This is a genomic window from Pseudophaeobacter sp. 1A16562 (assembly GCF_041008785.1).
Classification (GTDB): domain Bacteria; phylum Pseudomonadota; class Alphaproteobacteria; order Rhodobacterales; family Rhodobacteraceae; genus Phycobacter; species Phycobacter gallaeciensis_A.
Genome location: NZ_JAXGFT010000016.1, coordinates 61,217 through 83,057, shown reverse-complemented (window position 1 = coordinate 83,057; position 21,841 = coordinate 61,217). Strand labels below are relative to the sequence as shown.

Sequence of the window (21,841 nt, the reverse complement as noted above, 5' to 3'; positions counted from 1 at the left end):
ATGGCGGATCACCTCCTTCCCTCCGCCGCGTTGCTACTTGGTTCCGAGGATGCGCTTCGGATTACCCATATCCGAGGGCCGCGCTGGATCAGCCACCCGGTCGCTGGCAAAGCCCACGACGCCATGCATCTTCTGCTAGACCGGCCATCCTCCTTGCGCCCGCGGGGCGTGTTGCTGGCGGGCCCCTATCACAACGGCAAAACGATGATTGCCGAACGCTTCGCCATCGAGCATTTACGACAGTCGGATCGGCAAAGGGTCTGGGTAATCCAGACCCGGGAAGGCGCCGGCCTATCCCATTTCTATGCCAGCATTCTTTCCGGCCTGCGCGCCCCTCAGGCAGCTGGCTGGAGAAGCTTGTCACGCGCGGGAGAGCAAGTGGATCATCTGCTGGAAAGCCTGAAGCCCCGCGTGCTCATTTTCGATGAATTCCACAGTGCCCTGCGGGGACGACGGCAGGACGTCAAAGCCATATTTTCGTTCCTGCGCCGAATGGCCAGGGTTCATGACATTTCGCCTGTGCTTGTCGGTGAGGTCGCGGTCTACGACGCAATCCACAATACCGAGGAGATGGGATCGCGGTTTGACACGATCCCTATTCCGAGGTGGGGGTATGATGAGGATTTCGCAACGCTCCTCGACAGCCTTGAGGCCAGCATGCCGCTTGCCCTACCCTCGGAGCTCTCGCGCCAGCCACTGGCGAGGATCGTTCATGATCTGTCGGAAGGTTTGATCGGAGAGGTTGTCGACATTGTCAGCAATGCCGCAATTGCCGCGATCAGGAACGGTGAGGAGCAAATCACCGAAGCGAGCATTGCATCCCTTAACTACATTCCACTGTCGAGGCGCCGGAACGCTGCTTTGCGCGACGAGATGACGTGAACCGGTCTTCACCTGGGATCACCGTCACGCCTGCGCGCCGATATGCCAGCGAGGTGGGACGCGGCTGGCCCGTGGATGTCGCTCCGGCTCCGGGAGAGCTTCTGTCAAGTTGGCTGCACCGGCTCGCATTGGCCAATGGTGTTGTCACTGTACCCTAATTAATCAGATTCTGCGGATTGGAAGCGTTTTCGGCAGATTCTGTACCCTTAATTGCAATATATCCACAGGGCGCTGCGTCAGTGGCTGACACAGCTTTGGCGCTTCCAGATTGCATCGGCTCGTGCCAGAAGCGCTTGACGATCTGCATCGGCACCGAGCTCGGAGATGGCCTGACGGGCAGCGTCTAGGGCCTGCGCAGACGTCTTTTTGGGCGACGTCGCCCTGGCAGATCGGTCAACGGGACTGCTTTCCTGCCGACGTCTTCGCGGAAGTCGCATATCGAGGTTCATCGACAGCTTGCGCACCTTCTCAATCAAACGTCTGCGCTGAGGAAAGGCGCGTCGGAGATCCCAGAATGCTTGTTCATTTCCGCGCAGCAAGATGGCCACTCCCAATAATGGACGGGCTGAGCAGACATCGACAGCTGCGAGTGCTATTGACCGCTCCAGTTGACACCGCGACGTGAGTGGCACGCTGTATACCAACTCAAGTACTTGTAAGAGGCACAGCGTATGGCTGATCCGCTGCATGTGCCTCAGATCGGCGGCGGCAACCGCCGTCTTCAGCAATGCCGCGCCCCGAGCGGCGCGGACACGTAGCCTGTTTGATAGACCATCGGCCGGATGCCTCGCCACAAGAGGTCGACCACAGTTTTCGCAAGTCAGCGACCAGGCGAAGCGCCAGTGGCGCAGGACCAGTCCCGAGGTTTGTTTCGAGCAGTTTGCGCAACTTTGGAAGTCATCGCTAGATACGCATTGAGCGGGATGATGCGTCGTGTCCGGGAGGGTCATGGCCGCGATCTCATCCCGGGTCTGCTGAACCGCCGGACATAGCCGAGCCCAGTTCACATGCCCAAGGTCACCCGCATGCTCCGGCACCCTGCCCTGCCCCAAACCGAGATAGCCGCAAAGCTCTTCGACGGAACAATGATTGGCCCGGGCCAACCGCCCGATCCAGCTCGAGAGAAGCTCGTCGGATACCGGTGGCGGTCGACGCGGCAATGGGTTCACGGTCACCCGAACTCCGCGATGGGTTGGCGCGGAATGCTCCAAGCATGCTTCGCCCATACCGGCTGCCAGGCCTGAACGGCCTCATCGGTGATCCGCTCCTCACCCGTCTCGATCGCATCGATGGCCAAGGACTTGATCATGATGAACACGCGCGAGGTCACACCGCCCGTCACTTTCAGGATTGTCCGAAGCGACGCAACCGTGAGGCCCGACCGCTGCTCAAGTGCCATCGCGGCAATCAGCGTTTGGATGAGCCGAGAGAACTCCACGTCGTCCTCCCAGAGCGGCAGGTAGTGTTCGTCCAGGCGACGGGCCAGTTGGTCGTCACCGCGGACGGCCTCGAGCGCTTCGTTGACACCGAAAACGACAAGCGAGGCACAGAGATCGTTGGCCAAGAACCGCAGCATGTTCAGGAACCGGCGTTGCTCCCGGTAACTACCGGCAAGCAGATTGTGCACCTCGTCGATCATCAGCATCTTCAGGTCCATATCCCGAAGATGACTGAGCGCGCGGACCTCAAGTTCGGACACGGTATGCCGCCCCCACATCGGCGCCCCGATCGTCGAAAGGATGTGCTGGTAGAAGCGTCGCTCGTCCGGCGCTGGCGGCGCCTGAACCAGCAGGATGGGGGTCTTCGTGATGCCCAGTTCTGCGTTGTACTGCGTCGGATACTTGCTGGCCATGCGCTTGGCGATCATCGTCTTGCCAATACCGGAACTGCCATAGACCATCAGGCCAGGCATCCGGCTCTGCTGCGGCATTTCCATCAGGGACGTCAATCGGTTGAGAACAATCGTGGCACGGTCGAATGCGATCCAATGATCGCTGCGGATGCGGTCAATTCTTTCTTCTGGGGTCATCAAACTCTTCAATCGGATAAGTGGGGAGGTCTGGGTTACCAGTGTCGATGGCGAACATTTCTCGGGACGGATCGCGGCGCGGCTGGTGCTTGGGAAGCCGCGTCTCGCGTTCGCTCTCCAGACGGGCGGTCCTTGTCTTCTGACGCGCCGCCTCGGCCAGTCGTCTCTGCGCGTCGATCACCTGGAACAAGGCCTTCTCGTTGATCCGACCGCCATGCCTGTCTTGCCATTCCTTCCGCGCCCGACGACTTTCCCAAAGCGATATCCGAGGGTGGCTCAGATCCCGATACCGAGCCGGGATCATGCGGCCATCATTGACGAGAACCCAGACCTGCGACAGGTCCCGCGGGTCGTACTTCACCTGCACCTTGCCGCTGCCCCGTCCGACCAACGACGCGAAGGCATCACTCCAGTAGTGCACCCCAAAGAGAGTGATCCCAGTGCGCCCGAGCTGGCGCAACTCAAAAGGCAGGAAGCTTGTCCGGAAGGCTTCGACATCGACAACCTGCCGCCCCGCAGTGTCTCCGCCCAAGTCAGCCCAAGCGGCCAGCGGCGTTCGCCCGAGGGCTTCGTGGCGGGTATTGTGGTAGCGGCAAATCTCCAGATGAAGCCAGTCCTCGAACTCGGCCAGGGTCAGAGCCGCATGTTTCTCGCTGTCATAATCGCCCTTCTCGGCAGCGGAGGATTGCGTGGTCCCGGGCAAAACATGAACAGCCCCCATGGCCGTTCCGATCAAACGTTCGATATGACCTCCGAAGTGCGTTGCACCAGGCGGGCGGTACTCGACGGCAATGCCCCAATCTTCGCAGGCCGATGAGAAGGCGTCGCTGTGGAACTCCTGCGCGTTATCGACATGGATCGCCTTCGGGATGCCGGATGTCGGCCAGACCAATTCTTCCAGCTTCCCTGGGACGTGGATCGATTTCCGACGCACACAATGATCGAGGCAGAGCGCGATCGAAAGAACTGATGGTGCATCAAAGCTGACGAAGACCCCGAGAACGATCCGGGTTGCAACATCGATGGCTACCGTCAAATATGGGCGCGCAAGCGGTCGCCGATCCACGTGATCGACCAAAATGATGTCGGCCAAGGTGTGATCGATCTGAACAATTTCCAGTGGCGTTCCAACCGCAAGCCGGCCCGGACGTGCCGCAAAAGTCTTGTTCGCCTCCTTGGCACCACGGCGCTTTCTAACAATCTCTTTCTCGTCCATTGCATCGAGCCGAGCTTTCAGCGTTTTTCGTGCCGGTGGCTGGAAGCCCTTTGCCTCGCATTCCGAACGGATCTCACGCCAAATTCGCAGAAAGCTGGAGCGTTCGCGGACCAGATAATAGCGCCGTAGGCGTTCATCGATGAGGTCTTCGACTTCTCGCGCGATCCGTTTCGACCCCGGTTTCGGCCCCCGGCGACTGAGTTCCAGTGCTGCGGCCCGCCCATCGTTCTCGCGCAAACGGCGGTAAAGCGACCAGGTGTGGCTCTTCGCCAAACCTAGTTCCCAAGCAGCATCTCCGATTGCCGCACTGATCGGCTCACCCTTCTTCTCAAGTTCCAGGATCGGACGGAGGACTGCTGCTCGATGTTTTGCAAGACGCTCGCTGACCACGCCAATCCCTGCCCTATTCCTGTCAGCACTTATCCACAGAACTGACCGTATGCTAATAAAGGGTACAGTATGGCAATTAACGGTACAATATGAAAATTAAGGGTACATCGTGCCGCTGAAAACAAACGATAATTTTAAAGGCAATTCTGATTAATGAGGGTACAGTGACAGCAGGGCTACTGAAACCTTTGTGCGGCGGCTACCTAGCCTGTGATCTGGATCCGGCGCTTGCGCCTCTTCAAATCAACATCGAAGAGATCAGTTTGCCAGCAACCTCAATTGATGTGGCCATCTGCTTTCACGTGCTTGAACATGTGGATGACCACAAGGCCCTGAGCGAGTTGCATAGGATATTACGCCCGGGCGGCTCTCTGCTGCTGATGGTGCCAATCATCGAAGGTTGGGCGCACACCTATGAAAACCCCGCCATTGTCGAAGACACAGAACGCGCTCAGCATTTCGGGCAGGCGGATCATGTCAGGTACTACGGGGCCGATTTTCGCACCCGCGTGACCGAAGCCGGCTTCAGCCTGGCGGAATACACGGCCGAGGAGCCCCATGTGCAGCGCCATGGCTTGTTGCGGGGAGAGAAGCTGTTCATCGCGCGAAAGGTATGAAGCTCCTAAGCCGCGACAGCAGCCCGCCCATTGTTCGCCTCTGACGGCGCGCACCACAAGCCAGTATCTGTCGCGCATAGGCCAAACTGCCCGCGTCCGGCTGAATCAGGATCATTGAACTGAAATCCAAAACGGGTTTGCCGCTCAGGCGCGCAATCTCCAGTGACTGTCCCGGATCGCTTTCAACGAAGAGCTCGGCCCCAGGGTCGCGGGCATAGAGCCTGGCCTTGAACGGCGCATGCAGCCTCTTCTCCCGCCTTTCCTGAGCGGTGACCCCGGTCATCATCTCAAGCCGCTCACACCTAATGCCTTGTGCAGACAGCCAGGCTTCTGTTTCAGGCCGGTACATGTCCAAGCGTGACGTCACAATACCGCGAATAGGTTGCCGGGGCCTATGAGTTACTGCAACGGTTTGGATGAATGCCCGGTAAGCTTCTCCATCGTCGTTTTCCACCTGACTGGGATCCCGACAAAAAACGCCATCCAGATCGAAAAGCGCCCTGTCACACATCTGGCCATTCATCAAATTCCACTCGAAAAACCTGGGATGTTCACAAAGATCAAAATTCAGGTCGGCCAGGTGCCGGGTTTCCGGAGCAGCGATAACCGCAAGGTATGTCACACGCGCATCGGGGCGGGCCGCATTGATCCGACTCCGGACAGATTGCAGACTGCGACCGCTAGATAAGCTGTCTTCCACAACCAGGATGTTCTGAAAATCTTCGATCGCCTGTCGCTGGCCGCCATCCAAGATCCGGGTCAAACCATTTTCCGGAATATCCCCCCGCAGGAATGAGGGCAGATCCAGAAGAGGTTTGTTCTTCAGAAGGGCAATAATTGTCGCTGGCAACATTCCACTGCGCGGAACACCGACGATCAGGTCGAAATCGTCGCCCAGTGTCTCGGCACCGGTGCGCGTGATACGTGTCAAGTCAGCGAGGCTTCTGAATTCCATTATTTCTTGCCGTATACACCTAGGTTGATCCAACCGTGATCATAGCCACGGACCGCAGAGCGGTCCAAAATCCCCGTCTGGGAAAATCCGGCGCCAGACAGGATATCTTGCAAATAGCGTTCCGAAAAAAGCGCCAAGTGCCAATTGAAATGCCCCGGGGTTCCCCGCCCATCCCCATAAGAAAACACCCGGCCATTGGCCCACACTGCGGGATCCTGGTTGGGGTTAAACTTGTACCAACCATCCTTGTGAATCGCATTCGGCTGCCCATCCTCGGCCGCTACAAACGCCCGTGCAATCTCCAGCCCATTGGGCACCCAAACCTCCAGAGACCCTTCGGGTTTGAGAATACGACACCATTCCGTAATGACATCAGGAACCTTGTACCAGGGAATATGCTCCAGAATATGGCTGGCGTAGAGCGTATCGAAGGTATTGTCACCGAAGGGCAGCCTCTTGCTGGCGTTGCACACGTAATCGACACCGGGCGTCCAGACGATATTCAAAGCCTCAAAACCCGGTATGGGGTCAGGCCCCGGGCCGATCTCCAGGCAGCGGACAGGGCGGCGGGCATTCCGGGCCGCCGAAACGGAATTCCATCCCAGCCGGTAGACCGCACTCAGAACATGCGCCTTCATCGGTGCCAAGACATGTCTCAGAGCCTGGATCGCGCGGTGCGGCAGGGTGCTCAGGGGCAGAATGTTCAATGTAAATTCCCTATTCGTTTCAATGATCTTTCTTCAGTCTGGCAATAACCGCCCGGCCTGGCCCAATAAGCATAGCCGGTTCAAGACACAGTATGCCCACGACATAGAGAAAAAGATATCCAAAGAGCTTTATGACCATCCCCCAGAGCCCGGAGGGAAACACTGCTCCCCCCGAAATCATCGGCCCATAGGCGATAAGCAGAAATGCAACAATGGCCAGGCCCAGAATGGGGCCAATGCTACGGTAAACATGCCAAAACGAGATCGGCAGATGCGAGGCTGCGTAGGCCGTCGAAAGCGGCGTCAGAATAAGAAATGACAGGGCATATCCAACCGCGACACCTTCGGCCCCGTAGGGCAGGCATACAACCATCGCCAGCACCATGACGGGAATGGAACACAGCGCCCAGTTGAGCATTTTTCGTGTCTTGTCCGCTGAAATCCACAACCAGCCCGTCGACGACATGACCGGCTGTGCAATCATGCAGATCGACAGGATCTGAAAGATACCGATGCTGCGTTCCCACCCTGGCCCGAACATGATCAGAATAAGCTCGGGCGCGGCAAGGATAAGCATGAAAGACAAGGGGGCAGCAACCGTAACAACCACCTTCAGCGTCGAAACATAAAGGCCAGACCATGCCTCGGAATCTCCGTGAAGCCTGCTCAACCCCGGGATAACAGCGGCGGTCACAGGCCCCTGAATAAGCTGTATCGGAGCCAGCAACAGCGCATAGGCCCGGTTATAAAACCCAAGATCGCTGGCCCCCCAGCGCCACCCTATCAGCATATCATCCGACTGCCGGTGAAAGAAGTTCAGAAACTGAAACAGGGTGATATGAGTGCCGAAATGGATTGAATCCCGGGCCGCCGACCATCGAAAGATCAAATCTGGCCGCCACTTACACACCCGCCAGGTCAGAGCCAGAGATATGCCCGCCGCAACCCAGATTTGGACCACAAGAACCCAATAGCCCAGATCGCTCCAGATCGCCAGAAAGACCGTAATGACCGCCGCCACCCCCTGAGAGGCAAGCGAGATCATCTCCAGGCTCGTCCAGTACATGCCGCGCTGCAACAACGCAGTATGCTGCCGCGAAGCCCCAATGATCGGAATCTGAATGGCGATGGCGATGATAACCGGTGCGACCGATGGCTCATTAAATATCCAGGCGATAAACGGTGACAGCAAAACCAAAACAGCCATCGCCAGGACACTAACGCCCAGAGTGACAAAAAAGAGGGTGCTTACGGTCTCTTGCCTAAGGCTGCGCTTTTGCACAGTGGCCATTGAAAGCCCAAGATCAGCAAAAAGCGCTATCGCGCCAGTTGATATCGTCGCCAAAGCAACCAGGCCAAAATCATAGGGTGTCAACACACGCGCAAGAATGGCCATGGTTACCATCCCGACAACCATGCGCATACCCTGAGACACCGCTCCGATGACCCCGCCTTTTGCTGTACGGGACACCAAGTCGTCTGACAGATGATCGGTAGATAGCGCCTGTTCATTGCGCATCTCCCGCTGAGAGGTATCCGACGTTTTTTTGTCCATCAGCCTAATAAACGCACGATCATGATCTTTCTAATTTAAGGCAGTAGTATTGGGTCTTGTGACACAAATCGAGTAAGGGATCACATATTGAATCCCCAAAACCGGCTGCTCGCTCCAAGCCTGTAACGCCGCCCCGGAGAAGCAAAAGGGAGCGGCTGGGGAAAACAGTCACCTGCGCGTGTCATTGCGGCGCTTTTGACTAAAGTTTTTTGACATAAGCGCCATACCCTGCACTCTTTAACTATGTCCAATAAGTTTGCATTATCGGACATTACTGCGATATGCTCAGAAACATGAGCAAAATGCCCAAAAACAAGCCCGCAAATGCCGAGAAATCGCACTCAGCGTCCCATGACACGAAGAATGGCAATGAGCGCGACGAGAGAATGCCTACAGACGGCGACACGATCGCCCTCCCCGCCCATGTGGCAGGCTCCGGGACACTGGACCGGCTGGTCGACACTGCGCGAGACTACGCCAAAGCTTCGACGGCCGAAAACACCAACAAGGCTTACGCCACCGACTGGAAGCACTTTGCGCGATGGTGCAGGTTGAAGGGGACAGAGCCTATTCCCCCGTCGCCGGAGATGATCGGGCTCTACCTGACCGACCTGGCGGCGCCGACGAGCGGCGCCCCTGCCCTATCCGTTTCGACCATTGACCGTCGTCTGTCGGGGCTTGCTTGGAACTACGGGCAACGCGGGTTCACGCTGGATCGCAAGGACCGGCACATCGCCACCGTGCTCGCGGGCATCAAACGCAAGCATGCACGCCCTCCGGTGCAGAAAGAGGCAATCTTGCCGGAGGACATCCTCGCCATGGTCGCCACCCTTCCCTTCGATCTACGCGGGTTGCGGGATCGGGCTATTCTTCTCATCGGGTATGCCGGTGGTCTCAGACGCTCGGAAATCGTCAGCCTCGACTTCGGCAAAGACGACACGCCCGACAGCGGCGGCTGGATCGAGATCCTCGACGACGGCGCAGTACTGACACTGAACGCCAAAACCGGATGGCGCGAAGTGGAGATCGGGCGCGGCTCCAGCGATCAGACCTGCCCGGTGCATGCGCTGGAACAGTGGCTGCACTTTGGGAAGATCGATTTCGGTCCCGTGTTCGTCGGGACCTCGCGGGACGGCAAGCGTGCCACGGAGACGAGATTGAACGACAAACATGTGGCGCGCCTGATCAAACGCACCGTGCTGGACGCGGACATCCGATCAGAGCTGCCCGAGAAAGACCGCCTCGCTCTCTTCTCAGGCCACTCCCTGCGCGCAGGTCTCGCTAGCTCCGCCGAAGTAGACGAGCGCTACGTCCAGAAGCAACTCGGCCACGTCTCGGCCGAGATGACCCGGCGCTACCAGCGCCGCCGCGATCGGTTCCGCGTGAACCTGACAAAGGCCGCGGGGCTCTGATCGCGCGGTCATTCGGTCGATTGGTGACGTGATCCAAAATTGCACAGAGCCAGAGAAAGGGAAGCCCGGGTGCCGGGCTTGAAAGGATAGAGAGAGTCTCTTCCGGGTCCGGCGTGACAAGGATGCTGACCATGGCCAAGACCACGACCCGCCCGAAACCCGCCACCTCAAAGAAGACCGAAGCCGCCAGATCGGCAACGCCTGATGGCGTTGCCGATATCCGGATGATCCCGCTCGACCAGCTGGAGCCGAGCCCTCTCAACGTCCGGAAGGTGGCCGCCAGCGCCAGCGACGATGCTGAACTCCTCGCCAGCATTCGCGAGACAGGCATCAAGCAGAACCTGGTGGTGCATGCGCTATCAGAGACACGTTTTGCTGTCGATGCCGGTGGCCGACGCTTCAAGGCGCTGAAACATCTCGCAGACGACGGCGTCATTCCCGCCGATCATCCTGTGCCCTGCCTCGTCGAAGATGAGCGCAATGCTGTCCTCACCTCCGCCACGGAAAACCTCCAGCGCGCGGCCATGCATCCGGCTGACCAGTTCGAGGCTTTTGAGGCGATGATCGCCGAGGGCCGCTGCGAAGACGAGATCGCGTTGAAATTCGGCGTCTCCGTCGACCTCGTGCGCCGTCGCCTCAAACTCGCCCGTGTCGCGCCCGAGATCATCGAGCAGTTCCGCACGGGCGATCTGACCCTTGAATGCGTCATGGCCTTCACCCTGACTGACGACCATGATCGGCAACTGGCGGTCTGGAACGCGGTAAAGGGCGGCTATCACATCCATCCGCAAAGCATCAAACGCCAGCTGACCGAGACGGCGCATTCGGCGAATTCGGCCCTGGGGCGCTTTGTCGGCATCGAGGCCTATGAGGCGGCGGGCGGTGTTCTGCTGCGCGATCTCTTCGACGATCGTGCCAGCGCCCATATGGAAAACCCCGAGCTCCTCGAGCGCCTCGCCATCGAGAAGCTGCAAGCCGCGGCCAAGCCCTTCGAGGCGGCGTGGAAATGGGTCGAGGTGCATCTTTCGGTGGATTACGGCGCGTTTCGCAGTTTCGGGCGGGTCTATCCGCAGGACATCGACCCTGATCCGGACCTGCTCGCCGAGGAGGAACGTCTCATCGCGCGAGAAGAAGAACTCGCGGCACAGAATGACAGTGAGGACTGGACCGACGCGGAGACCAAAGAATATTACGCCATCGAGCCGCGTCTTCGCGAGATCGAGGCCCTTCAGCGCGAACGGCAACCTTACGCAGACGAAGATCGCGCTATCGCCGGTGTCGTTCTGACCATCGGACATGACGGGGCGGCTCGGGTCGAGAAAGGCCTCGTGCGACCGGAGGATATTCCGGCCGCGTCCGAGCCCGATGAAGTCACCGCAGATGCGGGAGGAGCCCCCTCCCCTGCCCGTCCGAAGGTGACGCCACCGACCTCCTCCACACCGGTGCCGAGCTCCGACCCGGCCGCGACGTTGCGCAAAGCCGATGGGATTTCGGCGAGCCTTGCCGACGATCTGCGCGCCACGCGTCAGCACATCCTGCGGGCGCATCTGGCGGCGGATTTCGAGGTGGCGTTCGACGCGATGCTCTACGCGCTCTGCGAGCAGGCTCTGGGACGGTCCTACAACAACGAGGCGCTCGATATCTCGATCCGGCCTTTCCAGGCGCAGAACCGCGAGGTGCTGCATGCGGACACTGTAGCCCAGAAGATGCTCGAGGCGCTGGAACAAGACCTCGCCACCGACTGGATGAAGCTGGAGAAGCCTGAGGACTTCCGGGCGATGTCAGCGCTACCCGTTGCCGACAAGCAGGCGCTTTTCGCCTGGGCGACGGGTCTGGCGCTCAAGCCGCAGCTCTCCTCCGACAATCGCCCTTCCCCGATCATCGAGGAGATTGGCGCGCGGCTCGATGTCGATGTGGCGGCTTGCTGGCGCCCGACGGCGCAGAATTACTGGGGTCGGGTCAACAAGGGTCATTCAGTGGCCACGGCACGCAAGCTGATTGGAGACGATTACGCCGAGGATCGCAATCGCGAGCGCAAGGGCGATATCGCGGCCGCGATGGAACGGTGTTTCGCGGAAACTGCCGGCGAGACGGAAGGTTTCGACGCGGCGACGGTCGCCAGGACGACGCGCTGGCTGCCCGAGGGGATGGTGTTTGCAGGTGCGACGGAGGTGGACGCCAACATGATTGGCGATGCACCCGAGGCGGAGCAGGGGGATGTGTCCACCGCAGACCCTCTGGCAGAGGCGGAGAGCGATGAACCATCGTCCTTGCCCGCCTTCCTCAGTGAGGATGCTGCCTGACGAAGCAAACACTGATCTGATTGCCACATGAACTTTGGGCCGTCCTCACATCGAGGGCGGCCCTTTCTGGCTGGCGGGTTGTCTACAGCCGATATCGGATCGGCTGGCCCGTCCCGGAGACATCCCATGACCACCACGCTCGACCTCGATCCCGTTCGGGAAGCCGCACTCATCGCCGCGCAGAACGATGCGTTTCGCCGTTCCATCCTTGTCACGACCTCGGTCGCCGAAGCCCCACAGGGCCAATTCGTGATGACACGCGGCGTCGCGGCGCTTCCTCCCGATGCCCAGCTGGAGCTCACCCGCCGGGTTGCCGCCTTTGACGCCTTCAATGCCGACAGTGACCCGCAAGGATGGCACGAGATGGGGGTCATCGATTTCGAGGACACGGCGGTCTGGTTCAAGATCGACTTGTACGATGTCGACTACACGTACGGCTCGCCCGAGCCCTCCGACCTCGAACAGACGCGTCGCGTGCTGACCCTGCTTCTACCGTCGGAATACTGACGCCTCCAATCCCTACTCACCGCCCCGGATCGCCCTTGCACAAGGGCGGTCCTTTCGCGCTGGCGGGTTTTGAAGGGGCGCGATACCCGCGCCCGCCCGCCGCAGGAGACCAGAAATGGCCAAAACACTCGATTATCAGATCACCCTCTATCCCGCGCATCGTGACGGCGCCTTCGTTGTTACCCAGTTCCAGATGCTCGGGAGCTACCCTGAAAAGTGCATCCAAGCCGCGGGCATGGATGACCTCATCGACAAGGTGACGCAGTTCGCCATGGAGCATGGCGAAAGCTGCAGCGCTTCGGTGCGCTGCCGCGCCCCGCGCAAACCGCCGGGGTTCAAGCGCGCGACCGAGAACCTCTATTTCAACCTGGTTGACCGGACGGCGGAAAACCGCGGTGACGCTGCGGCCTGAAGCCCACTTAAGGAAACCAACGGGGCGGCCTCCCGTAACGGTCGCCCTCCCCTCTCCCAATTCCAAAGGACTGAAGACATGACACAAGTGAATGATTTCTACGCGCAAATGCTCGAGTCCCAGAGACTTGCTGCCGAACAGCGGGTTGAGACCCGCGCGGCGCTCCTTGCCGAGCTGCGCGCCCTCGGTGTGACGAGCATCGAGGTGCAATACGAAGGTTACGGCGATTCCGGCAATGTTGAGGATGTCGTCGTGACCCCTGACACTGTCACCCTGACGGAGGAGTTGCGGCGCCGCGTCGAAGACTTCGGCTGGGACTTCGCCTATGCGCTGAGCCCCGGTTTCGAGAACAATGAAGGTGGCTATGGCGAACTGACCTGGGCGATTGAGGCGGACAAGATCGATGTCAGCCACTCGAACCGCTATATCGAGACCAACACCACCGAACATGAAGGGCTCTGACATGGCACATCCCCTCCATCACGCAGAAAGCTCGGCCCGAAAGTTCGGCGGCGTTCCAGATGACTACCAGTTCGTGCATGATTGGTTTGACTCATCCAAAGAGCACCTGGCCCTCTTTGTCCACCGAGCCTACCGCCATCATACGGCCGGAATCTATGATGCCCAACGGATCTTCGGACACATCCTGACCAACAGCGCGGGCCGGGTCGTCCCGATCCGCTGGATTGGCGAGCAGCATGTGCGCGAAGACTGCCAGGGGCGTATCCCGTCGCTGGCGGACTGGCTAGGACGCATACAACCCGAACCGTGGATGGCCAGTGGTCGGATCGACAACGACCCGACGCAGATCGGCAGCGATCCGCGCGCGGTCTGGATCGAAGCGGTGGCCAATCACCAGACCATTCTCGGGTTTGAGGATTGGCTTCTCAAGGTCTCTGTCGAGCACGTTCAGCATCGTCAGAACCGCGCCGCCGCCTGATCCGCCGATCGGCAAACTCGCCAACCATCTGACCACGTCCCAATCGACCCGCCTGCGGCCTCAACTGGCTCGGCGGGTCGATTGCGTTTCAAGAAAGGATAACGACATGCACGACCCTGTCTACGAGGAGGCCTACCAAGGCCACACCATCAGGATCTACCATGACACCGATGCTGAGAGCCCACGGGAGTGGTGCAACCTTGGCAAACTGATTTGTTGGCACCGCCGATACCGCTTGGGGGACAGCCATCCGTTCGACAGCCCCGAGGCGTTCTTGCGCGATCTCGCCGGTGTTTCGGAGCAGAGCGACCTCTCGATGGACCAGTTGCGCGAACGCGCCGAGCGCAAGGCGATCCTACTGCCCGTGTTTCTCTATGATCATTCCGGGCTCGCCATGAACACCATTGGGTTCCATTGCCCGTGGGATTCCGGCCAGGTTGGTTATGTCTATGTGACGCTTGAGGTGGTTCGGAAGGAGTTCGGCACGAAACGCGTCACCAAGGCGCTACGCGAAAAGGCTGAGGACATCCTGCGGGCTGAAATCGTCACCTACGACGCCTATCTTGGCGGCCGGGTCTATGGCTATGTCATTGAGCAGGACGGTGAGGAAATCGACGCTTGCTGGGGGTTCGTCGGTGACTATGAGACCGGCTGTTTGCCCGAAGCGCGGGAGGCGGTGCCCACATCTTCGCCGGGTCAAACACGTCAGTCCGCTGCTGCTCAAGTTCACCCTTAGGAACCGGCACAGGTGACACATGTTCCCACTCTTGTGAAAAGCCCGAATGGTCGCGCATTGCTGCACTGCAGTAATATCATAGCCCGCCTATTGTGCGGTCGCAGCATGACCACTATGTTTCGAATGTGATCGGTTCTCTCCTCCTCCCTGAACCGATCTAAGCTAAACGGCGGCATCCACCTCCTCCCGGATGCCGCCTTTTTTCTTTTTCAAAGCTCTTCCTGAAAGTTGTCCGGGTGCTTACTGCCGCCAATCGGTCGAAGAGGGACCTGTTTCGGATGCGCAGGCCGAAAACCACCCAAAACTAAGGCGAGCTGGTAATTCGTCAAGTTGACAAGGGCTCCCGCGACAGCGTCCACAGACCCATCCCCAGTTTCTGGGGATAAGTTTCCGCTGCAAGGCGGAGATCAGCACTCCCATGAAAGAGCGAGAGGCAAGGCGGGAGGGGTGACCCCTCCCGGGTGAGAGAGTGCGCGCGGGGCTTGGGGCCAACCCTCAACCCCGGAGATTGCCGATGAACGCTCACCCCCATTCCGTCCAACTTGCGCCCGTGCCCGAGGCCCCTGCCCGCCCGGAAGTCTCGCGCTTCGCCCACAACCTGATCCAGGCTGCGAGAACCCTCGTCCCCCTGTTCGAGGCCGGCAAACCCATCGACGCTGCAGCCCTCCGCGCCGCGATGGAGGATACCTTCGGCGCCAGCGACACGAGCGGTGCCTGGGTCTGGAAGGACGCCTACGAAGCGGCAGAAGTCGCGCAGATCCTGATGCTTTCGCGCTACGGCGCATTGATGCAGCGCCAGACCGCCTCATCGCAGGCCTTCCTCACCATGATCGAGCGCCTCGCCGGGCTGGCCCCGTCCCACACGCGGCGCTCGGAAGACAGCGTGCGTCTGCAACAATTCTCGACCCCTCTGCCCCTTGCGGCCATCGTTGCGCAGGCGGCGGGGTTCCGCGTCGACGATCTGGTGCTCGAACCCTCGGCGGGCACTGGCATGCTGGCGGTCTTCGCACGGATCTCTGGCACGCGCCTGGCGCTGAATGAACTCGCTGAGACCCGCCGCGCCCTACTGGGACAAGTTTTCCTCGATGCCGCCGTATCAGGCCACGATGCCGCCTCGATCGACGACCGCCTCGACCGGTCCACCGTGCCCTCGGTCGTCGTGATGAACCCGCCCTTCTCCGCTGCGAACCATGTCGAAGGCCGGTTCCGCCAAGCAACAAGTCAGCACGTTCTGTCCGCCCTGGCACGCCTCGCGCCGGGCGGGCGGCTTGTCGTCATCACGGGCGAGAGCTTCCGCCCCTCGTCGAAGAGCTTCCAGTCGACGTTTCAACGGATCGGCCAAAGCGCCGATGTTGTGTTTTCCGCCGCGATCGACGGCAGGGTCTTCACGCGGCATGGCACCACGATCGACACGCGGCTCACGGTGATCGACAAGCGCGCGGCTGGCGCTGAAGCGACCGCGCCGGTCGACATAGAGGCCGCCTATCATCCGATCTGCGACACGACCGCTGCACTTCTCGCCGCAGTGCTCACCCATTGCCCCGAGCGCCACAGCCCCCCGCCCTGCCCCACCAGTACGGCCCTGTCGGTCCCGTCTCGCCCTACCCGCACCAACCTGCACGCCCTGCGCAACGCCGCGCGCAAGGAAACCCGAGCGCTCGCCGAGGAACGCGCCAGACATCCATTCGACGACGTCGAAACGGCCCCGCTCGGCTACCTGCCAAAAGCCTGGAGCGAACCCGAGGGCACGCTGCAGGACACGGTCTACGAGGCCTATGACCTTCAGGCGATCCGGATCGATGGCGCGGCGGTGCATCCGACAGCACTTGTTCAATCCGCCGCCATGGCCTCGGTTCCGCCGCCCGTCCCGACCTATCGGCCGATACTGCCGAAGACCCTTGTCGCGGACGGCCTCCTTTCCGCGCCGCAGCTCGAAAGCGTGATCTACGCGGGCAATGCGCACGAGACGCACCTGAAGGGCTGGTTCAAGCGCGGCGAGATCGAAGGCCAGCTGATGGCGGCAGCTGAGGGTGACGAAGGCGCATTCCGTCTGCGCAAGGGCTGGTTCCTGGGTGATGGCACGGGCTGTGGCAAGGGACGGCAGGTCGCGGGCATCATCCTCGACAATTGGCTTCAGGGGCGCCGCCGGGCGGTTTGGGTGTCAAAAAGCGACAAGCTCATTGAAGACGCGCGGCGCGACTGGATTGCACTCGGGGGTCGTGAGAGCGATATCGTGCCGCTCTCGAAATTCCGCCAGGGCAGCGACATCCGTCTCCCTGAAGGCATCCTCTTCGTCACTTATGCCACGCTGCGCTCGGCCGAACGCGAGGGCAAGGCCTCCCGCCTCGACCAGGTCACGTCCTGGCTTGGCGAAGGGTTCGACGGGGTCATCGCCTTCGATGAAAGCCACGCCATGGCCAATGCCGCCGGCGAAAAGTCCGACCGCGGTGACAAGAAGGCTTCCCAGCAAGGCCTCGCGGGCCTTGCGCTGCAGAACGCCGTGCCCGATGCGCGCGTGCTCTACGTCTCGGCCACCGGCGCGACGGTCGTCGGTAATCTCGCCTATGCGTCCCGCCTTGGCCTTTGGGGCACGGGGGATTTCCCCTTCGTGACGCGGGCTGAATTCGTTGCCGCGATGGAGGCCGGGGGCATCGCCGCCATGGAGATGATCTCGCGCGACCTGAAGGCGCTTGGGCTCTATCTCGCGCGGTCCCTCTCCTATGCCGGGGTCGAATACGAGATGCTGGTGCATGAGCTGACGCCCGCCCAGATCGCGATCTACGACAGCTATGCCGATGCCTATCAGGTCATCCACACCAACCTTGAAGCCGCCCTTCAGGCCTCGGGCATTTCTTCCGAAACTGGCACCTTGAACGCCCAAGCGAAATCCGCCGCGCGCTCGGCCTTCGAGAGCAACAAGCAGCGCTTCTTCAACCATCTCATCACGGCCATGAAATGCCCGTCGCTCATCCGCGCCATCGAAGCGGATCTGGCGGCGGGTGATTCGGCGGTGATCCAGGTGGTCTCGACCAGCGAGGCGGTCATGGAACGCCGCCTCGAGGAGATTCCGCCCTCGGACTGGGACGATCTGCAGGTCGACTTCACGCCGCGCGAAGCGGTCATGGAGTATCTGATGCACAGTTTTCCGACGCAGCTGTTTGAACCTTACACCGACGAGAATGGCGATCTGCGATCCCGCCCCGCCCTCGATGTCGATGGCAACCCGATCATCTGCCGCGAGGCGGAGCGGCGGCGGGATGAGCTCGTCGAGCATCTGGGAGCCCTCGCCCCGGTGCAGGGCGCGCTCGACCAAATCCTCTGGCATTTTGGCGGCGAGGCTGTGGCCGAGGTCACGGGGCGCAAGCGGCGCATCGTGAAGACGCGCGAGGGGCGGCTCAAGGTCGAGAACCGGCCTGCCTCCTCCAACCTCGGAGAGACGCAGGCCTTCATGGATGATGCCAAGCGCATCCTGATCTTCTCCGATGCCGGTGGCACCGGGCGCAGCTACCATGCTGATCTCGGCGCCAAGAACCAGCGCCTCAGGGTGCACTACCTTCTTGAGCCCGGCTGGAAGGCCGACAATGCGATCCAGGGGCTGGGGCGTACCAACCGCACCAATCAGGCGCAGCCACCGCTCTTTCGGCCGGTGGCGACCAATGTGAAGGGCGAAAAACGGTTTCTCTCCACCATCGCCCGTCGCCTCGATACGTTGGGGGCGATCACCAAGGGTCAACGCGAGACCGGCGGTCAGAACATGTTCCGCGCGGAGGACAACCTCGAGAGCCCCTACGCACGGGCGGCGTTGCGGCAATTCTTCTACAAGCTGCGGGCGGGCAAGATCGAGGCCTGCTCCTACGCGAAGTTTCAGGAGATGACCGGGCTGACGCTCGATGAGGCGGATGGCACGATGAAAGAAAACCTGCCGCCGATCCAGCAGTTCCTGAATCGCTGCCTGGCGCTGCGGATTGACATGCAGGACGCAATTTTTGATGCCTTCGGCGGGTTCCTTTCGGCCATCATCGAAGATGCGCGTCAGGCGGGCACGCTCGATGTCGGCCTCGAGACCCTGCGTGCGGAAAAATTCGAGATCGTAGACCGAAAAGTCATCTTCGAGCGTGAGGCGACGGGGGCGACGGCCACCGCGCTGACGGTCGAGCGCACCGATCGCAACGATCCGCTGACCCTGCCCCGGGTTAAAGCGATCTGCGCCGACACGAAGGGCGCGATGCTGTGCTGGAACACCTCCTCCAAACGCGCGGCCCTGATGGTGAAGGCGCCGGCCTTCATGGATGAGGACGGTGTACCGATCCTGCGGGTGAAACTGCTGCGGCCCATGGCGACCGAGATCCTCGCGCTTTCCGAGTTTTCGAAATCACACTGGGAGGAGATCGATGATGCGATGTTCGAACAGCTCTGGCAGGCCGAGGTCGAGGCGGTGCCGGAGTTCACCACCTCCAAGATCACGCTGATCTGTGGGTTGCTCCTGGCGATCTGGGACCGGCTGCCCGCCGACAACATGCGGATCTATCGCCTGCAGACCGAGGACGGGGAGCGCGCCATCGGTCGTTTGGTCAGCCAGGAGCAACTCCTGAACGTCTACGCACGGCTTGGGCTCGATTGTCAGATCGAGATGACGCCACAGGAGGTCTTCGCCGCGGTGATGGAGGCGCGAACGACCCTGAGCCTGCTTGGCGGCTACCAGCTGCGCCGGTCGCTGGTCATGGGACAGCCAAGGCTCGAATTGATCGGCGCGTCGGGTTCGGCCTTGCCCGGTTTGAAAGCGATGGGCTGTTTCACCGAGGTGATCCAGTGGAAGACGCGGGTGTTCATCCCGGTGGATGGCATCGATGTGCTGGCGCGTGTACTCGCCGAACATCCGGTTGGCGCCAGCGCCGCGGATGCCGCGGCATGAGCGCGCAGTGCAGCATCGCAGACCTCTCGGCCGATCTCGCAGACCGGACCGAGAGTTTCTGCCGCCAGTATTTCCCCGAGGGGCGGAAGCAGGGCAATTATTGGCAGGTTGGCGATACCTCGGGCGCAAAGGGCCAGAGCCTCGCCATCCGGCTCCACGCGGAAGGCGGGCGCAAAGCCGGATCCTGGGCCGACTATGCGACGGGTGAATATGGCGATCTGATCGATCTGCTGCATGAACGGCTTGGGTCGGTCACGCTGAAGGAAACGCTGAGGGAGGCCCGTTCCTTTCTCGGCGAGGCCCCCTGCCCTGCCGTACCTCGTGAAACCCAAAGGGCTGAGCGTCGGGATGCAGGTTCCAGCAAACGCATCGCGCGGGCGCGCAAACTCTTCGCCGCGGGCAAGCCGGTGCTTGGCACCTTGGCTGCCACCTATCTGCAAGTGCGGGGTATCACACGGCTGGGTCCGGCCCTCCGATTTCACCCGCGGGTCTTCCTGCGGCAGGGCGAGGACGACGACGATCCGCCGCAAAGGGCCCCTGCCCTGCTCGCTAAGATCACCGACAATCGGGGTCAGATCACCGGATGCGCAAGAGCCTACCTTGACCCGTCCACCGGTGGTTTGGCCGAGATCGAGAGCCCGAAACGGATCCTCGGGCAGCTTCATGGTCATGCCATCCGCTTCTGGTCCGGCTCACCTCGCACCGATCTCATCGTCGGCGAAGGTCTCGAGAACACCCTCTCGGTTGGCACGGCTCTCCCGGAGTTCGATCTCGCCTCCTGTCTCACCGCCACCCATCTCAGCCTCTTCATCCCGCCGCCGGGGATCAAGCGTATCTGGATCGCGCGGGACAATGACGAAGTTGGACGCAATGCATCAACGAGATTGTGTAACCAACTGGAATCGCTTGGAATTGCCTGTGGTAAACTCGTGCCAACCATGGGCGATTTCAACGACGATCTGCGGGCTTTTGGCAGAGATGCGCTGTGCCGGTCCCTGCTCAAGGCCATGAAAACACAAGGTCTGGAGATCGAGGGCGGGTGACCGCCAACCTCCTCGGGGATGTCCGACAGGGCAAAGGTTCCGCGGGCTCGATCTGATCCCGTTTGGAAAAGGGGAGCGATGGACCAGCGGGTCGGGGCTGAGTGCCCCTCGCCCGGGCAGCAATGCGCCCCGAACCAGAAAATTCCCCTGCCCCACCACATGAACGTGGCGGGCCATTCCTCGCGGAGACAATTTTCCGGCCCGCGGCGCATTCTCCGCCGCGCTCCGATCCTGACGGATGCGGCCCGGTCGCCGCCGGTCCTGTTATCGCCCCATCCAAATCGGGTCAGATCAAACAGAGGAACCAGACAATGCCCCATCAGACAGACATCCAAGAGGAGACCGGCGTGACCTCCGCCATCCTCGACCATCTCGCACTTCACGGCGCAACGCCCGGGCCCGGCGAGACCGATCACCGCCCCCTGCCCCAGACCGACGAGGTCGAGCTCGCCATGGCGACGCTCTTTGACACCACCATCGGCCTTCTCACCGGCAGCCAGTTGGAAGACAATCTCGAAGAGATGCTCTGGTCCCTGACCTCGATCTTCCATCGCCGGCTCACCCATATCCAGAAGCTTCTCGATGACAACGAATTCGAGGTCCGGGAAAGTCTGGCCGTCCAGGACGGCTCAGAGGTCGCCTCGGTCGAGCTCGAGCGCCTCCAGATGATCGGGCTGAAGCTCTGGGATCATCGCGACGCCTTCGAGCAGATGCGCGATCTGGCCGTGGATCACTTCTCGGCCGCCACCGGGTCTCCCTGGCTGCCCCGCACCGGATCCAAGGTCTCGCATCGCGGCCTGACTTCCGCCGTGGTCGACAGCCGCGCCTATCTCTCGGCCAAGCGCCGCAAGGAGACCGAGGTGCACTGCCCGGAAGGTACGCGGATCGCTTTCTCGGGCGGGGACTATCACGCCTATGATCTGATCTGGTCTGTCCTCGATGCCACCCACGCCAAATACCCCGATATGGTGCTCCTGCACGGTGGCACGCCCAAGGGTGCAGAGATGATCGCGGCCCGCTGGGCAGATACTCGGGGCGTCACCCAGGTGGTCTTCAAACCCGACTGGAAGAGCCACGGCAAGGCGGCTCCATTCAAGCGCAACGACAAGATGCTCGAGACCATGCCGCAGGGTCTGATCGCCACCCCCGGTTCGGGCATCACCGAGAACATCGTCGACAAAGCCCGCAAGCTCGGGATCCGCATCAAGAGGATCGGGGCTTAGGC

At 60.9% G+C, this 21,841-nt stretch carries 18 protein-coding genes; 12 read left to right on the top strand and 6 right to left on the bottom strand.

Going from position 1 to position 21,841, the window contains the following annotated elements; all coding sequences use genetic code 11:
• Positions 1-882, top strand: coding sequence for a TniB family NTP-binding protein (locus tag SM764_RS19145; protein WP_037932044.1), 882 nt, complete (start codon positions 1-3; stop codon positions 880-882).
• Between the two features lie 236 nt (positions 883-1,118).
• Here SM764_RS19145 and SM764_RS19140 read toward each other — a convergent pair whose 3' ends face one another.
• From SM764_RS19140 to SM764_RS19130, 3 genes are read right to left on the bottom strand one after another with little or no spacing between them, the layout of a single operon-like run.
• Positions 1,119-2,108, bottom strand: a complete 990-nt coding sequence (locus SM764_RS19140) for a TniQ family protein (protein ID WP_083545780.1) — start codon at positions 2,106-2,108, stop codon at positions 1,119-1,121.
• Positions 2,054-2,911, bottom strand: coding sequence for a TniB family NTP-binding protein (locus tag SM764_RS19135; RefSeq protein WP_071974414.1), 858 nt, complete (start codon positions 2,909-2,911; stop codon positions 2,054-2,056). Before SM764_RS19135 ends, SM764_RS19140 begins: the two co-directional genes overlap by 55 nt.
• A complete protein-coding gene (locus tag SM764_RS19130) occupies positions 2,889-4,517 on the bottom strand; it encodes a TnsB C-terminal domain-containing protein (RefSeq protein ID WP_093455154.1) in 1,629 nt (542 codons plus the stop codon). Before SM764_RS19130 ends, SM764_RS19135 begins: the two co-directional genes overlap by 23 nt.
• 164 nt (positions 4,518-4,681) lie before the next feature.
• Here SM764_RS19130 and SM764_RS19125 point away from each other — a divergent pair, with 164 nt between their 5' ends.
• Entirely contained in the window at positions 4,682-5,134 is a 453-nt protein-coding gene (locus tag SM764_RS19125) for a methyltransferase domain-containing protein (protein ID WP_274861672.1), read from the top strand.
• Here the strand turns inward: SM764_RS19125 and SM764_RS19120 are convergent.
• The 3 genes from SM764_RS19120 to SM764_RS19110 are packed head-to-tail and all read right to left on the bottom strand — an operon-like array spanning position 5,115 to position 8,351.
• Positions 5,115-6,065 (bottom strand): phosphoribosyltransferase, encoded by a 951-nt coding sequence (locus SM764_RS19120; RefSeq protein ID WP_274861674.1) that lies wholly within the window; start codon positions 6,063-6,065, stop codon positions 5,115-5,117. The genes SM764_RS19125 and SM764_RS19120 overlap by 20 nt on opposite strands.
• Before the next feature lie 23 nt (positions 6,066-6,088).
• Positions 6,089-6,796 (bottom strand): class I SAM-dependent methyltransferase, encoded by a 708-nt coding sequence (locus SM764_RS19115; RefSeq protein ID WP_369002494.1) that lies wholly within the window; start codon positions 6,794-6,796, stop codon positions 6,089-6,091.
• Between the two features lie 19 nt (positions 6,797-6,815).
• Positions 6,816-8,351: a lipopolysaccharide biosynthesis protein gene (locus tag SM764_RS19110; RefSeq protein WP_342456207.1), complete on the bottom strand. Its 1,536-nt coding sequence runs from the start codon at positions 8,349-8,351 to the stop codon at positions 6,816-6,818.
• A gap of 293 nt (positions 8,352-8,644) precedes the next feature.
• Here SM764_RS19110 and SM764_RS19105 point away from each other — a divergent pair, with 293 nt between their 5' ends.
• The 10 genes from SM764_RS19105 to SM764_RS19060 all read left to right on the top strand — a co-directional run bounded on the left by SM764_RS19105 (position 8,645) and on the right by SM764_RS19060 (position 21,839).
• Positions 8,645-9,763, top strand: coding sequence for a tyrosine-type recombinase/integrase (locus SM764_RS19105; protein WP_394436576.1), 1,119 nt, complete (start codon positions 8,645-8,647; stop codon positions 9,761-9,763).
• 131 nt (positions 9,764-9,894) lie between these two features.
• On the top strand, positions 9,895-12,066 hold the full coding sequence (locus SM764_RS19100) for a ParB/RepB/Spo0J family partition protein (RefSeq protein WP_274861374.1): 2,172 nt from the start codon (positions 9,895-9,897) through the stop codon (positions 12,064-12,066).
• Between the two features lie 126 nt (positions 12,067-12,192).
• Positions 12,193-12,573 (top strand): DUF3768 domain-containing protein, encoded by a 381-nt coding sequence (locus SM764_RS19095; protein WP_274861373.1) that lies wholly within the window; start codon positions 12,193-12,195, stop codon positions 12,571-12,573.
• Positions 12,574-12,688: 115 nt separating this feature from the next.
• Entirely contained in the window at positions 12,689-12,985 is a 297-nt protein-coding gene (locus SM764_RS19090; RefSeq protein ID WP_274861372.1) for a hypothetical protein, read from the top strand.
• Positions 12,986-13,063: 78 nt separating this feature from the next.
• A complete protein-coding gene (locus SM764_RS19085; protein WP_274861371.1) occupies positions 13,064-13,447 on the top strand; it encodes a DUF6878 family protein in 384 nt (127 codons plus the stop codon).
• 1 nt (position 13,448) lies between these two features.
• A complete protein-coding gene (locus SM764_RS19080; RefSeq protein ID WP_274861370.1) occupies positions 13,449-13,925 on the top strand; it encodes a DUF6915 family protein in 477 nt (158 codons plus the stop codon).
• A 106-nt stretch (positions 13,926-14,031) separates the two neighbouring features.
• Entirely contained in the window at positions 14,032-14,661 is a 630-nt protein-coding gene (locus SM764_RS19075) for a hypothetical protein (protein ID WP_274861369.1), read from the top strand.
• A gap of 514 nt (positions 14,662-15,175) precedes the next feature.
• Positions 15,176-19,573: a strawberry notch-like NTP hydrolase domain-containing protein gene (locus SM764_RS19070; RefSeq protein ID WP_274861367.1), complete on the top strand. Its 4,398-nt coding sequence runs from the start codon at positions 15,176-15,178 to the stop codon at positions 19,571-19,573.
• Positions 19,570-20,616 carry a DUF7146 domain-containing protein gene (locus SM764_RS19065; RefSeq protein ID WP_274861366.1) on the top strand — a complete coding sequence of 349 codons (1,047 nt, stop codon included), beginning with the start codon at positions 19,570-19,572 and terminating at the stop codon, positions 20,614-20,616. Before SM764_RS19070 ends, SM764_RS19065 begins: the two co-directional genes overlap by 4 nt.
• A 311-nt stretch (positions 20,617-20,927) precedes the next feature.
• Entirely contained in the window at positions 20,928-21,839 is a 912-nt protein-coding gene (locus tag SM764_RS19060) for a DUF2493 domain-containing protein (RefSeq protein ID WP_274861365.1), read from the top strand.
• Positions 21,840-21,841: the final 2 nt, after the last annotated feature.

What these genes read in the sequence shown, in the direction of transcription:
- SM764_RS19145 (WP_037932044.1), top strand. Translation starts at nt 1, where the DNA reads ATGGCGGATCACCTCCTTCCCTCCGCCGCGTTGCTACTTGGTTCCGAG.
- SM764_RS19140 (WP_083545780.1), bottom strand. Translation starts at nt 2,108, where the DNA reads ATGGGCGAAGCATGCTTGGAGCATTCCGCGCCAACCCATCGCGGAGTT.
- SM764_RS19135 (WP_071974414.1), bottom strand. Translation starts at nt 2,911, where the DNA reads ATGACCCCAGAAGAAAGAATTGACCGCATCCGCAGCGATCATTGGATC.
- SM764_RS19110 (WP_342456207.1), bottom strand. Translation starts at nt 8,351, where the DNA reads ATGGACAAAAAAACGTCGGATACCTCTCAGCGGGAGATGCGCAATGAA.
- SM764_RS19105 (WP_394436576.1), top strand. Translation starts at nt 8,645, where the DNA reads ATGAGCAAAATGCCCAAAAACAAGCCCGCAAATGCCGAGAAATCGCAC.
- SM764_RS19100 (WP_274861374.1), top strand. Translation starts at nt 9,895, where the DNA reads ATGGCCAAGACCACGACCCGCCCGAAACCCGCCACCTCAAAGAAGACC.
- SM764_RS19095 (WP_274861373.1), top strand. Translation starts at nt 12,193, where the DNA reads ATGACCACCACGCTCGACCTCGATCCCGTTCGGGAAGCCGCACTCATC.
- SM764_RS19090 (WP_274861372.1), top strand. Translation starts at nt 12,689, where the DNA reads ATGGCCAAAACACTCGATTATCAGATCACCCTCTATCCCGCGCATCGT.
- SM764_RS19085 (WP_274861371.1), top strand. Translation starts at nt 13,064, where the DNA reads ATGACACAAGTGAATGATTTCTACGCGCAAATGCTCGAGTCCCAGAGA.
- SM764_RS19080 (WP_274861370.1), top strand. Translation starts at nt 13,449, where the DNA reads ATGGCACATCCCCTCCATCACGCAGAAAGCTCGGCCCGAAAGTTCGGC.
- SM764_RS19075 (WP_274861369.1), top strand. Translation starts at nt 14,032, where the DNA reads ATGCACGACCCTGTCTACGAGGAGGCCTACCAAGGCCACACCATCAGG.
- SM764_RS19070 (WP_274861367.1), top strand. Translation starts at nt 15,176, where the DNA reads ATGAACGCTCACCCCCATTCCGTCCAACTTGCGCCCGTGCCCGAGGCC.
- SM764_RS19065 (WP_274861366.1), top strand. Translation starts at nt 19,570, where the DNA reads ATGAGCGCGCAGTGCAGCATCGCAGACCTCTCGGCCGATCTCGCAGAC.
- SM764_RS19060 (WP_274861365.1), top strand. Translation starts at nt 20,928, where the DNA reads ATGCCCCATCAGACAGACATCCAAGAGGAGACCGGCGTGACCTCCGCC.